Source organism: Arcobacter defluvii, from assembly GCF_013201725.1.
In the GTDB taxonomy this organism is placed as follows: Bacteria; Campylobacterota; Campylobacteria; order Campylobacterales; family Arcobacteraceae; genus Aliarcobacter; species Aliarcobacter defluvii.
On sequence record NZ_CP053835.1, the window covers coordinates 1,006,092 to 1,018,729 of the forward strand.

Annotated in this window: 9 protein-coding genes, 3 tRNA genes and 3 rRNA genes; 14 read left to right on the forward strand and 1 reads right to left on the reverse strand. The window is 34.3% G+C overall.

What is annotated here, in order from left to right; genetic code table 11:
• The first annotated feature begins 392 nt into the window (after positions 1-392).
• The 11 genes from ADFLV_RS05035 to ADFLV_RS05085 all read left to right on the forward strand — a co-directional run bounded on the left by ADFLV_RS05035 (position 393) and on the right by ADFLV_RS05085 (position 9,214).
• Positions 393-1,910, forward strand: a 16S ribosomal RNA gene (locus ADFLV_RS05035).
• Between the two features lie 96 nt (positions 1,911-2,006).
• Positions 2,007-2,083, forward strand: a tRNA-Ile gene (locus ADFLV_RS05040).
• 30 nt (positions 2,084-2,113) lie between these two features.
• Positions 2,114-2,189 (forward strand) — tRNA-Ala (locus tag ADFLV_RS05045).
• Positions 2,190-2,501: 312 nt separating this feature from the next.
• Positions 2,502-5,414: ribosomal RNA gene (locus ADFLV_RS05050) — 23S ribosomal RNA — on the forward strand.
• A 168-nt stretch (positions 5,415-5,582) separates the two neighbouring features.
• Positions 5,583-5,698, forward strand: a 5S ribosomal RNA gene (gene rrf, locus ADFLV_RS05055).
• The 16S, 23S and 5S rRNA genes sit together here with 3 tRNA genes alongside, the layout of an rRNA operon.
• Positions 5,699-5,867: 169 nt before the next feature.
• Positions 5,868-5,943: transfer RNA gene (locus ADFLV_RS05060), tRNA-Thr, on the forward strand.
• 63 nt (positions 5,944-6,006) lie between these two features.
• Positions 6,007-7,299, forward strand: a complete 1,293-nt coding sequence (locus ADFLV_RS05065; RefSeq protein WP_129012186.1) for an NCS2 family permease — start codon at positions 6,007-6,009, stop codon at positions 7,297-7,299.
• 13 nt (positions 7,300-7,312) lie between these two features.
• Positions 7,313-7,759, forward strand: a complete 447-nt coding sequence (locus ADFLV_RS05070; RefSeq protein WP_129012185.1) for a phosphoribosyltransferase — start codon at positions 7,313-7,315, stop codon at positions 7,757-7,759.
• Between the two features lie 12 nt (positions 7,760-7,771).
• Positions 7,772-8,050 carry a hypothetical protein gene (locus ADFLV_RS05075; protein WP_129012184.1) on the forward strand — a complete coding sequence of 93 codons (279 nt, stop codon included), beginning with the start codon at positions 7,772-7,774 and terminating at the stop codon, positions 8,048-8,050.
• A gap of 15 nt (positions 8,051-8,065) precedes the next feature.
• Positions 8,066-8,452: a DUF423 domain-containing protein gene (locus tag ADFLV_RS05080; RefSeq protein WP_129012183.1), complete on the forward strand. Its 387-nt coding sequence runs from the start codon at positions 8,066-8,068 to the stop codon at positions 8,450-8,452.
• Positions 8,453-9,214: a Rossmann-fold NAD(P)-binding domain-containing protein gene (locus tag ADFLV_RS05085; protein ID WP_129012182.1), complete on the forward strand. Its 762-nt coding sequence runs from the start codon at positions 8,453-8,455 to the stop codon at positions 9,212-9,214.
• A gap of 24 nt (positions 9,215-9,238) precedes the next feature.
• On the opposite strand, the gene upp is transcribed toward ADFLV_RS05085, so the two are convergent.
• Complete coding sequence (gene upp / locus ADFLV_RS05090; RefSeq protein ID WP_129012181.1) at positions 9,239-9,859, reverse strand: uracil phosphoribosyltransferase; 621 nt, start codon at positions 9,857-9,859, stop codon at positions 9,239-9,241.
• A gap of 117 nt (positions 9,860-9,976) precedes the next feature.
• Between upp and ADFLV_RS05095 the strand changes: the two genes are divergently transcribed.
• The 3 genes from ADFLV_RS05095 to ADFLV_RS05105 all read left to right on the forward strand — a co-directional run bounded on the left by ADFLV_RS05095 (position 9,977) and on the right by ADFLV_RS05105 (position 12,611).
• Positions 9,977-11,212 (forward strand): uracil-xanthine permease family protein, encoded by a 1,236-nt coding sequence (locus ADFLV_RS05095; protein ID WP_412486705.1) that lies wholly within the window; start codon positions 9,977-9,979, stop codon positions 11,210-11,212.
• A gap of 41 nt (positions 11,213-11,253) precedes the next feature.
• The gene (locus tag ADFLV_RS05100) at positions 11,254-11,754 is read left to right on the forward strand and encodes a YajQ family cyclic di-GMP-binding protein (protein WP_014473789.1); all 501 of its coding nucleotides are present in this window, start codon (positions 11,254-11,256) and stop codon (positions 11,752-11,754) included.
• 200 nt (positions 11,755-11,954) lie between these two features.
• A complete protein-coding gene (locus tag ADFLV_RS05105; RefSeq protein ID WP_129012179.1) occupies positions 11,955-12,611 on the forward strand; it encodes a hypothetical protein in 657 nt (218 codons plus the stop codon).
• Positions 12,612-12,638: the final 27 nt, after the last annotated feature.

The window sequence follows — 12,638 nt, forward strand, 5'->3', positions numbered from 1 at the left end:
CACAAAAAACAAGAAAAAGTGATAAAAAGAGGATAAATTTAAAAATTTAAGCTACATTTCAGCGTTAAGGTATTGACAAGCTAATAAAAATCTATTATAATTCCCGTCCAATTTGACTGGAACGCTTCAAACGAAAAGTGAGAAGAGATACGCTTCAATCGAGAGGGAATGATCTTTAAAAATAATTATAAACGTTTGTAAAGTAATCTTTATAAACCGAATATGAGACTCTTATAAAAATCTATGTTTATTTAGATTAAAAATAAGAATAAATGTTAAATAAAAATATAAAAACAAGAGAATTTGGTAAAACAAATGCTTGTCTATAAAATTTGAGTGATAATTTTGTAATTGAAGAGTTATAAAATTTGTCAGTTTCAAAAGCTCTATAATTTATGGAGAGTTTGATCCTGGCTCAGAGTGAACGCTGGCGGCGTGCTTAACACATGCAAGTCGAACGAGAACGGATTATAGCTTGCTATAATTGTCAGCTAAGTGGCGCACGGGTGAGTAATGTATAGATAACCTGCCCTCTAGAAAGGAATAACAGATGGAAACGTCTGCTAATGCCCTATATGCCTTTAATACATAAGTATGCAAGGGAAACGCTTTAGTGCTAGAGGATGGGTCTGTATGGTATCAGCTTGTTGGTGAGGTAATGGCTCACCAAGGCAATGACGCCTAACTGGTTTGAGAGGATGATCAGTCACACTGGAACTGAGACACGGTCCAGACTCCTACGGGAGGCAGCAGTGGGGAATATTGCACAATGGACGAAAGTCTGATGCAGCAACGCCGCGTGGAGGATGACACATTTCGGTGCGTAAACTCCTTTTATATAGGAAGATAATGACGGTACTATATGAATAAGCACCGGCTAACTCCGTGCCAGCAGCCGCGGTAATACGGAGGGTGCAAGCGTTACTCGGAATCACTGGGCGTAAAGAGCGTGTAGGCGGGTATATAAGTCAGAAGTGAAATCCAATAGCTTAACTATTGAACTGCTTTTGAAACTGTATACCTAGAATGTGGGAGAGGTAGATGGAATTTCTGGTGTAGGGGTAAAATCCGTAGAGATCAGAAGGAATACCGATTGCGAAGGCGATCTACTGGAACATTATTGACGCTGAGACGCGAAAGCGTGGGGAGCAAACAGGATTAGATACCCTGGTAGTCCACGCCCTAAACGATGTACACTAGTTGTTGTGAGGCTCGACCTTGCAGTAATGCAGTTAACACATTAAGTGTACCGCCTGGGGAGTACGGTCGCAAGATTAAAACTCAAAGGAATAGACGGGGACCCGCACAAGCGGTGGAGCATGTGGTTTAATTCGACGATACACGAAGAACCTTACCTGGACTTGACATAGTAAGAACTTTCTAGAGATAGATTGGTGTCTGCTTGCAGAAACTTATATACAGGTGCTGCACGGCTGTCGTCAGCTCGTGTCGTGAGATGTTGGGTTAAGTCCCGCAACGAGCGCAACCCTCGTCATTAGTTGCTAACAGTTCGGCTGAGAACTCTAATGAGACTGCCTACGCAAGTAGGAGGAAGGTGAGGACGACGTCAAGTCATCATGGCCCTTACGTCCAGGGCTACACACGTGCTACAATGGGGTATACAAAGAGCAGCAATACAGTGATGTGGAGCAAATCTCAAAAATATCTCCCAGTTCGGATTGTAGTCTGCAACTCGACTACATGAAGTTGGAATCGCTAGTAATCGTAGATCAGCTATGCTACGGTGAATACGTTCCCGGGTCTTGTACTCACCGCCCGTCACACCATGGGAGTTGAACTCATTCGAAGCGGGGATGCTAAAGTAGCTACCTTCCACAGTGGATTCAGCGACTGGGGTGAAGTCGTAACAAGGTAACCGTAGGAGAACCTGCGGTTGGATCACCTCCTTTCAGAGAATTAAGTTAAGATTCGATTCTTAACTTAAAACTAAAAAGAAAGAGTTTTTATATTCGGTTTATAAAGATTATTTAAATAGGTAGTAAAAGGGGCCTATAGCTCAGCTGGCTAGAGCGCTCGACTGATAATCGTGAGGTCTCAGGTTCAAGTCCTGATAGGCCCACCATTAAATAATCTAGAAAGATTAATTTAGGTTGGGGAATTAGCTCAGCTGGGAGAGCGCCTGCTTTGCACGCAGGAGGTCAGCGGTTCGATCCCGCTATTCTCCACCACCTATTAAGAGTAAATGCGTAATAATTAATTTATAGAGTGATAAAGAAGTTAAATATAAGTTCAAAGGATATTGAATTTATATTTGATTTTCGAATCAAAATGATATTTAAAAATATAATGTTAAAGTCTTTAATTTTTTCGTAAGAATTAGATAACAGAAATGTTAAATAATTTAAAACAAAAAAAATTTCATATCTAAGAAATTAGATAGAACACAACATTATTTTATTGGATATATTTTAAATAATATGTTTAATAAGATAGTAGCCAAAGAATATTATCAAAAAGCGATAGAGTTTAACTCTATTTATTAATAAGCTATTAAGGGCTAATGGTGGATGCCTAGACTGTAAGAGGCGATGAAAGACGTATTAGGCTGCGATAAGCCTCGGGGAGCTGCCAAAGAGCTTTGATCCGGGGATTTCTGAATGGGGCAACCCAGTATATAGAGATATATATTACCCTACGGGGAGCTAACCTGGTGAAGTGAAACATCTCAGTAGCCAGAGGAAGAGAAATCAAACGAGATTCCGTCAGTAGCGGCGAGCGAAAGCGGATTAGGACAAACCCAATGCTTGCATTGGGGGTTGTAGGACCATAATGTGAGACTAAAGAGGATAGATGAAATACTTGGAAAAGTGTAGCATAGAAGGTGAAACTCCTGTAATTTAAATTCTCAATAGCTCTAATGGTATCCTGAGTAGGTCGGAACACGTGATATTTTGACTGAAACTGGGGGGACCACCCTCCAATCCTAAATACTACTTACAGATCGATAGTGAACAAGTACCGTGAGGGAAAGGTGAAAAGTACTCCAGCGAGGAGAGTGAAATAGAACCTGAAACCATTAGCTTACAATCATTCAGAGCCCTATGATTTATCAGGGTGATGGACTGCCTTTTGCATAATGAGCCTGCGAGTTGTGGTATCTGGCAAGGTTAAGTCAAGTACGAAGCCGTAGCGAAAGCGAGTCTTAATAGGGCGAATTAGTCAGATGCTGCAGACCCGAAACGAAGTGATCTATCCATGAGCAGGTTGAAGCTGGTGTAAGAGCCAGTGGAGGACCGAACCGATAGGCGTTGAAAAGTCTCCGGATGACTTGTGGATAGGGGTGAAAGGCCAATCAAACTTCGTGATAGCTGGTTCTCTCCGAAATATATTTAGGTATAGCCTTGTGTTGTAGCATATGGGGGTAGAGCACTGAATGGGCTAGGGCTGCTTACCGCGGTACCAAACCCTATCAAACTATGAATACCATATGTGGAATCACAGGAGTCAGGCGGTGGGTGATAAAATCAATCGTCGAGAGGGGAACAACCCAGACTAACAGCTAAGGTCCCTAAGTTACATCTAAGTGGAAAACGATGTGGAGTTACTGTGACAACCAGGAGGTTGGCTTAGAAGCAGCCATCCTTTAAAGAAAGCGTAACAGCTCACTGGTCTAGTGATTCTGCGCGGAAAATATAACGGGGCTAAGATGTACACCGAAGCTTTAGATTCAATTTTAATTGAGTGGTAGGAGAGCGTTCTATTCAGCGTAGAAGATGTACCGGTAAGGAGCGTTGGAGCGGATAGAAGTGAGCATGCAGGCATGAGTAGCGATAATTGAGGTGAGAATCCTCAACGCCGAAAACCCAAGGTTTCCTACGCGATGCTCGTCATCGTAGGGTTAGTCGGGACCTAAGTCGAGTCCGAAAGGGGTAGACGATGGCAAATTGATTAATATTTCAATACCAACATATAAGCGCGATGTGGGGACGCATAGAGTTAATCGAGGTCACTGATGGAATAGTGGCTCGAAGGACGTAGGCTGTTACTTAGGCAAATCCGGGTAACGTTAGGCCGAGATCTTACAGGCTCTTGACACTCTTCGGAGGAGATGGAGAATCGATGATACTGTCGTGCCAAGAAAAGCCACTAAGTATATTATATGTTGCCCGTACCGTAAACCGACACAGGTGGGTGGGATGAGTATTCTAAGGCGCGTGGAAGAACCCTGGTTAAGGAACTCTGCAAACTAGCACCGTATCTTCGGTATAAGGTGTGCCTACTATTGTATATGGACTTGCTCCAAAAAGCGATAGAGGTTGCAACAAAGAGTCCCTCCCGACTGTTTACCAAAAACACAGCACTTTGCTAACACGTAAGTGGATGTATAAGGTGTGACGCCTGCCCGGTGCTCGAAGGTTAACTGATGATGTCAGCGCAAGCGAAGCATTTGATTGAAGCCCGAGTAAACGGCGGCCGTAACTATAACGGTCCTAAGGTAGCGAAATTCCTTGTCGGTTAAATACCGACCTGCATGAATGGCGTAACGAGATGGGAGCTGTCTCAACCAGGGATCCAGTGAAATTGTAGTGGAGGTGAAAATTCCTCCTACCCGCGGAAAGACGGAAAGACCCCGTGCACCTTTACTACAGCTTGACACTGTAGCTTGGATATTCATGTGCAGGATAGGTGGGAGGCTATGATATATGGACGCAAGTACATATGGAGCCATCCTTGAGATACCACCCTTGAATATTTGAGTTACTAACTGCGTACAATTATCTTGTATCAGGACAATGTCTGGTGGGTAGTTTGACTGGGGCGGTCGCCTCCTAAAAAGTAACGGAGGCTTACAAAGGTTAGTTCATGGCGGATGGAAATCGCCAGTTGAGTATAATGGCATAAACTAGCTTGACTGTGAGACATACAAGTCGAACAGAGACGAAAGTCGGTCATAGTGATCCGGTGGTTCTGTGTGGAAGGGCCATCGCTCAAAGGATAAAAGGTACGCCGGGGATAACAGGCTGATCTCCCCCAAGAGCTCACATCGACGGGGAGGTTTGGCACCTCGATGTCGGCTCATCGCATCCTGGGGCTGAAGTAGGTCCCAAGGGTATGGCTGTTCGCCATTTAAAGCGGTACGCGAGCTGGGTTCAGAACGTCGTGAGACAGTTCGGTCCCTATCTTCCGTGGGCGTAGGAAAGTTGAAGAGATTTGTCCCTAGTACGAGAGGACCGGGATGAACGTACCACTGGTGTACCAATTGTTCTGCCAAGAGCATCGTTGGGTAGCTACGTACGGATGTGATAAGAGCTGAAAGCATCTAAGCTCGAAGCCAACTCTAAGATTAACTTTCCCTGAAGTTCCCAGCAAGACTAGCTGGTTGATAGGCTGGATGTGTAAGCGTTGTAAGGCGTTTAGCTGACCAGTACTAATAGAACGTTTGGCTTATTTTAAACAATTCTTTGGTTTACTATCTTATTAAATATATTTCTTATATTTAATATATATTGTGAAAAGACTTTAACATTATTTTTTCTTAACTCCTTTATGAGTTGAGTGTAAAGAGTATTTACATATTGAATCTTTCTTTATGTTTCTTCTTACTTTTTTCACTCAACTTTGCTGGTGGCTATAGAGAAGTGGAAATACCCAGTCCCATTCCGAACCTGGAAGTCAAGCACTTCATCGCCGATAATACTGCCGGGTCCCCTGGTGGAAACGTAGGCCGCTGCCAGCTCTTGAGTTTTTTATTTACCAAGCTTTTACTAATTTGAACTTCTTTACAGTTCCTCTTAGCAAAAGCTTTTTTTTTGCCCCTCTATCCCTCTCCCTCTCTTTTTCCCCTTTGTTGGTTTTTATCCTTTACCCTTTTTTTTGGTTTGTTTTGATATTATTCTTTCTTTTTTGCTTGCATAGCTCCAAAGGTAGAGCAATTCCATGGTAAGGAAGAGGTTATCGGTTCAACTCCGATTGTGAGCACCATTTCATATTTTCTAAATATATTTCAGAATATTTTTATGTAAAAATTTTATTAAAGGGATTTTTATGGATTTTTTTAAATTAAAAGAACATAATACTTCTATTTCAAAAGAATTTTATGCAGGATTTACAACATTTTTAACAATGTTATATATTGTTCCTGTTAATGGTTTTATTTTATCAGATGCAGGACTTCCAATTGATGCAGTTATAACTGCAACAGCTTTGATAACAATACTTGCAACTTTATTTTCAGCTTTATGGTCAAATACACCAATTGCCATGAGTGTTGGAATGGGATTAAATGCTTATTTTTCTTATGGACTTGTTCTTGGTATGAAAATACCTTGGGAAACTGCTTTAGGTATTGTTTTTTTATCTGGTATTTTATTTGTATTATTATCTTTAACAAATTTTAGAGTTTGGATTATGACTTCAATTCCTATGAGTCTTAGACGTGCAATTAGTGCTGGTATTGGTTCATTTATAGCGTTTATTGGTTTAAAACAAATGGGAATGATTGTTTCAAATGATGCAACGTTAGTTACTCTTGGAGATTTTTCAAATTCAAATGTTTTATTAGGAGTTTTAGGTTTAATTTTATCTTTTAGTTTTTATGCCTATAAACTAAGAGGTGCATTTATTTTATCTATTGCAATCACTTCAATAGTTGCTTGGACTTTTTCACTTAATACAACACCAACTGATTTCTTTTCAGCTCCTTCATCAATTTCTCCAATATTTTTGAAATTAGATATTTTAAGTGCATTATCATTATCATTATTACCTGTAATTATTACATTTTTGATTACTGATATGTTTGATACATTAGGAACATTAACAGGTGTTGGAACAAGAGCAAATCTTTTTCAAGAAAATAATAAAAATGATAAGTCATTACAAAAAACACTAGAAGCTGATGCAATTGCAACAGTAAGTGGAAGTTTGCTTGGTGTTTCTACAACAACTGCATTTATAGAAAGTGCAAGTGGAGTTGAAGAGGGTGGAAGAACAGGATTAACAGCAGTTTTTACTGCATTATTATTTGTAACTACACTTTTTATGTTACCTTTATTTAAATCAATTCCTTCAAATGCAATTTATCCTGTATTAGTTGTAGTTGGTGTTTTAATGTTTACTGAACTTGGGAAAATAAATTTTGAAGAGACAGATTTAGCTACAAGTGCAGCAGCATTTTTAATTGTTATTTTAATGCCTTTAACTTTTTCTATTACAAATGGAATAGCTGCTGGATTTTTGATTTATACAATTATTAAGCTTGTAAAAAAAGAGTACAAAGATTTAAATATTGGTATTTTAGTTATTACATTTATTAGTGCATTAGCATTTATTTTTTAAAAAGGATTTTTATTTGGAAAAATTATATTATAGTTATGAGTTATTTAAAAAAGACACACAAATTTTAGTTGATAAGTGTAGAGATTATGAACCAGAAATTTTACTTGCTGTTGCAAGGGGTGGTTTAACACTTTCACATTTGATGGCTCAAGCACTTGACATGAGAAATTTATATACATTAAACTCTATTCATTATGAAGGTGAATTAAAACTAGATTCTTTTAATATTTTTAATATTCCAGATGTTTCTCATGCAAAAAGAGTTTTGATTGTTGATGATATTGTTGATTCTGGTGAAACTATGAGAGAGATTTTGAAAGTATTAAAAGAAAAATTTCCAAATGTTGAGTTTAAATTGGCAACTTTATTTTACAAAAAAACAGCTGTTTTACAACCTGATTATTGTGTTAGAGAAGCAAATGAGTGGATTGATTTCTTTTGGGAAGTTGATGTTAAATAAATAGGAAATATTATGACTTTTATTGATTTTAAAAAATTACTTTTAGATGCAGAATTGAGTATTCCAAAGTTTACAGAACTTATTAAAGTTAGTGAAAAAAATATTCAAGCATACAAAAAGAAAAAACGTGTACCAAATACAATTGCAGTTATTGCAACTTGTTTTGCAAAAATGAATAAAGAAGAGATGGATTTTAAAACATTGATAAATGATTTAGAATTAGAAAAAAAAGAGAAAAAAGGTGCGGGTTTTTCAAAAAAGAAATCGCTAAAAGAAAAAATAAAAAAATAAATATATGGATTAAATATGATACTTAATAATAGAATAAAAAATTTTTTAGCAATAGCTTCTTTTTTAATGGCTTTAGGAATAGCTTTGGGAGCTTTTGGTGCTCATGGTTTAAAATCAATTTTAGATGAACATATGATGAATATTTATCATACAGGAGTAGAGTATCAATTTTATAATACTTTAGGATTATTTGCAGCAATATTTATTTATTCATTAAAACCCGAATCTAAAAAAATTTATGTTGCTTTATGGCTTATATTAATTGGAATGATTATTTTTTCATTTTCTTTATATTTTTTAACAATTTTAAATATGCCTATACTTGGGGCAATTACACCAATTGGTGGAAGTTTACTAATTATTGCTTGGTTAACACTTTGTTATGGAATTTTAAAAGATTAAATGAAAACTTTAACTATTTTAGGAGCAGGTTGGTTAGGATTTGAACTAGGTATTGTTTTAAAAAATCATTTTAAAATAAAAGTGAGTTCTAGAAGTAAAGAAACACAAAATATGTATGAAGATGAAGGTCTTTCTTCATATATTTTAAATGAAGAAAATCTTAGTAATCTTGATGAATTATTAGAAACTAACTATTTATTTATAAATTATCCTCCTTCAAAATTTGAAGATTATCTATCTTTTTTGAACAAAATTTATTCTCACGAAAAAATACAAAATATAGAAAAAATCATATTTATTAGTTCAACATCAATTTATCCAAATATTGAAGCTAATCTTGATGAAGAATTTGAAATAACAGAACCTAGTTCAAAGATTGTATTTGATGCAGAAAATTTGATAAAAGATAAAAGTGATGTGATTTTTAGAGTTGCTGGACTTGTTGGTGCAAATAGGTATTTTGGAAAAAGAAGTGCAAATAAAGTTATAGAATTTCCAAAAACACCAATAAATTTTATTCACAGAAATGATGTTATAAATGCAACTAAATTTGTAATTGATAAAAATATTTGTGGAATTTTTAATTTATGTTCAAAAACTCATCCAACAAAAGAGGAAATATATAGTTTTAACTCAAAAAAGTATAATTTTGAAAAACCAATATTTTTAGAATCGAAAGAATTTTTAAACAGATTAATAAGTGGAGAAAAAATAGAAAAAGAAGGATTTATATACAAATACAATAATCCTTTTGAATTTTAAAAAAGATTAGTTTTAACTAATCTTTTAGTGCGTATTAAATGCTCTATCTCCAGCATCTCCAAGCCCAGGTCTTATATAGTTGTTTTCATCTAATCTTTCATCAATTTGAGCTATAAACATATCAATATCAGGATGAGCTTCTGTTACTTTTTTTACACCAAATGGTGAACCAATAATATTTAAACAGATGATTTTTTTTGCTTTTTTTGTTTTTAGATATGTAATACCATCAATCAATGAACCACCAGTTGCAACCATTGGGTCAAGTAAAATAACAGTTTTATTTTCTAAATTAGGAATATTTTCATAAAAAAGTTTACTTAATGATGTCTCTTCATCTCTTTTCATTGCTAAAAAACCACTTTTTGCATAAGGTAATGTTCTTAAAATTCCTGTAAGCATTGGTTCTCCCGCTCTTAAAATAGGAACAAGAACAAGTTTTTGAACTTCAATTACTTCAACATCTAAAGGACCTTGCCAAGTGTTTATATTTTGTGTAATAGTTGGAAAATCATTTAATGCTTCTGAAACTAAAATTCTTGAAATTTCTTCAATTGTTAATCTAAATTCGTTTGAAGTAGTTCTCACATCTCTTAATCTATTAACTAAGTGTTTTACTACTACATTTGTACTTTCTTTATACATTTTAAGTCCTTTTAAAAGATTAATATTACAAAAAAATTGCTTATAAGTTATACATAAATTTAAAGTTTGTAATACGCAAAATTGGATACTATAAAATTTATAAAAAAATTAGAGGTAATAATGAAACCTACAGACTATAACTTTAGAGTTAAAGATTCAATTTTAGGCTTACAATTTTTATTCGTAGCTTTTGGTGCACTTGTTTTAGTGCCTATTTTAACTGGGCTTGACCCAAATGTTGCACTTTTTACTGCTGGAATTGGAACTTTATTATTCCAATTTGTAAATAGAAGTTGTGTCCCACCAATATTTTTGGCTTCTTCATTTGCATTTATTGCACCAATTTCTTATGGTGTGGCAACTTGGGGAATTCCTGCTACTTTAAGTGGATTAGTTGCAGCTGGATTTTTATATGTTGTACTTAGTTTTTTGATTAGATTAAAAGGAGATGAGTTTTTACACAAACTTCTTCCTTCTGTTGTAGTTGGACCTGTAATTATCTCTATTGGTCTTATTTTATCTCCAGTTGCAGTTAATATGGCTATGGGAAAAACTGGTGATGGAGTAGCTCAATTAGTACCATTTGATCAAGCAATTATTATATCAATGATTGCTTTAACAATTACTATTTTAGTATCACTATTAGGAAAAGGTATTTTTAAATTAATTCCAATTTTAATGGGAATTATTGGAGGATATATTGTTTCTTTATATTTCGGATTGATTGATTTTTCAAAAGTTCCAACAGCTGCTTGGTTTGCAATGCCAAATTTTGTTGCTCCTGAATTTAATTGGCAAGCAATTGTTTATATCTTACCAATTGCAATTGCTCCTGCTATTGAACATATTGGAGATATGTTAGCAATTTCAAGTGTAACAAAACAAGATTATTTAAAAAAACCAGGTCTAAAAAATACACTTTTAGGTGATGGATTAGCAACTTCAGTTGCTTCACTTTTTGGTGGACCACCAAATACTACATATTCAGAAGTAACAGGTGCTGTTACAGTTACAAAAGCTTATAATCCAGCAATTATGACTTGGGCAGCTATTTGTGCAATTTTATTAGCTTTTATTGGAAAACTAGGAGCAATACTTGCAACTATTCCAGTTCCAGTTATGGGAGGAATTATGTTGTTACTTTTTGGAATTATTGCAACTTTAGGAATTAGTACATTATCAAGAGCTAATATTGATTTTTCATGTCCTAGAAACATGGCAATTGTCTCTATGATTTTAGTATTTTCTATTGGTGGAATGACTTTTAATTTTGGTGGAGTTCCTTTTGCTGGAATTGGTCTTGGAGCAATGGTTGGAATATTCTTGAATCTTGTTTTACCAAAAGCTTTATAAAATAATGTTAGAATTTAATGAAATAATTGAAAAGGATAATAATGGCAGCAAAAGAACATCAATTTGATATTTCAGCAAAATTAGATATGCAAGAGATGAAAAATGCAGTAATTCAAGCTCAAAAAGAGATTGATAATAGATATGATTTTAAAGGAATAAGTAAAGAAATAGATTTAAATATTGGAGCAAAAACTTTAATATTAGTATCTTCAAGTGATAATAAAATCGATGCAATGATGGATATTTTAATCTCAAAAATGAATAAAAGAGAAATTTCTATTAACTCTTTAGAAGAGATAAAAAAAGAGGATTCTAGTGGTGGAAATAGAAAATATACTTTTAAAATAGTTGATAGTATTGAAAAAGATGAAGCTAAAAAAATTCAAACAGAAATAAAAAATTTAAAATTAAAAGTTACAGCTGTAAATCAAGGTGACGAAATAAGAGTTACTGGAAAAAATATTGACGATTTACAAACAATCATGAAACACCTAAGAAGTTTAGAACTAAAAGCTCCTTTAGTATTTGATAACTTCAGATAAAAATCTTACTTATATATAATTTATGTGTAATTAATATATAATTCATTCTTTATTTTAAAGGATGAATTATAGAACTATTAATAATAAAATCAATCGCAGTTGTATCACTTGTTTTAAGTTTAAGTTTTATTGCTGAAAAAGTAAGTCCTAGAATTTCTGGGATTTTATCTGGGCTTCCTGTTGGAAGTGCAATTACACTTTTGTTTTTTGCAATAGAAAATGGTGTTGATTATGTAACAAATGTTGCTTTATATAATATTCATGGACTTTTTGCGGCTTTAGCCTTTTCTATTGGTTATTATATAAGTACTTTTTACAAAGGAAAGTTAGAGATATTTTTATCTTTACTCATCTCTTTTATTTCATATTTAATTATTGCATTTATCTTAGCAAATGTTCCACCTCATGTGGTTTTAACTCCTGTTATTGTTATTACTTTAATGTTAATTGCAACTATATATTTTGCAAAAAAAGAGAATTTTGCTATTGATAAAAAAATAAAAACTTCAATAAGTGATATATTTTTTAGGTCACTTTTAACTATATCTATATTTTTGATAATTTCTAGTTTACCAAAATATGTACCATCAAATATCGCAGGAATTTTTTCATCTTTTCCTACAATTCTTTTACCTTTAATGTTAATAATTCATTTTAGACATAGTAGATTTCAAGCAAGAACAGTAATAAAAAATACTCCTTATGGATTAAGTTCAGTTGTTATTTATTCTTTAGTTGTATATTTTGCTTATGCAAAAATAGGTATTGTTTTTGGAACAATAATAGCGCTTATTTGTTCAGTTTTATATGTAGTTATTCAAGGAAAAGTTTTAAGATTTTTTAAATTAATTAAATAGTTGCATACACACTAAATAAACAAAAGT

Excerpts from the sequence above, each read along its gene's own strand:
- ADFLV_RS05065 (WP_129012186.1), top strand. The coding sequence starts at position 6,007 with ATGGATTTTTTTAAATTAAAAGAACATAATACTTCTATTTCAAAAGAA.
- ADFLV_RS05075 (WP_129012184.1), top strand. The coding sequence starts at position 7,772 with ATGACTTTTATTGATTTTAAAAAATTACTTTTAGATGCAGAATTGAGT.
- ADFLV_RS05080 (WP_129012183.1), top strand. The coding sequence starts at position 8,066 with ATGATACTTAATAATAGAATAAAAAATTTTTTAGCAATAGCTTCTTTT.
- ADFLV_RS05085 (WP_129012182.1), top strand. The coding sequence starts at position 8,453 with ATGAAAACTTTAACTATTTTAGGAGCAGGTTGGTTAGGATTTGAACTA.
- upp (WP_129012181.1), bottom strand. The coding sequence starts at position 9,859 with ATGTATAAAGAAAGTACAAATGTAGTAGTAAAACACTTAGTTAATAGA.
- ADFLV_RS05100 (WP_014473789.1), top strand. The coding sequence starts at position 11,254 with ATGGCAGCAAAAGAACATCAATTTGATATTTCAGCAAAATTAGATATG.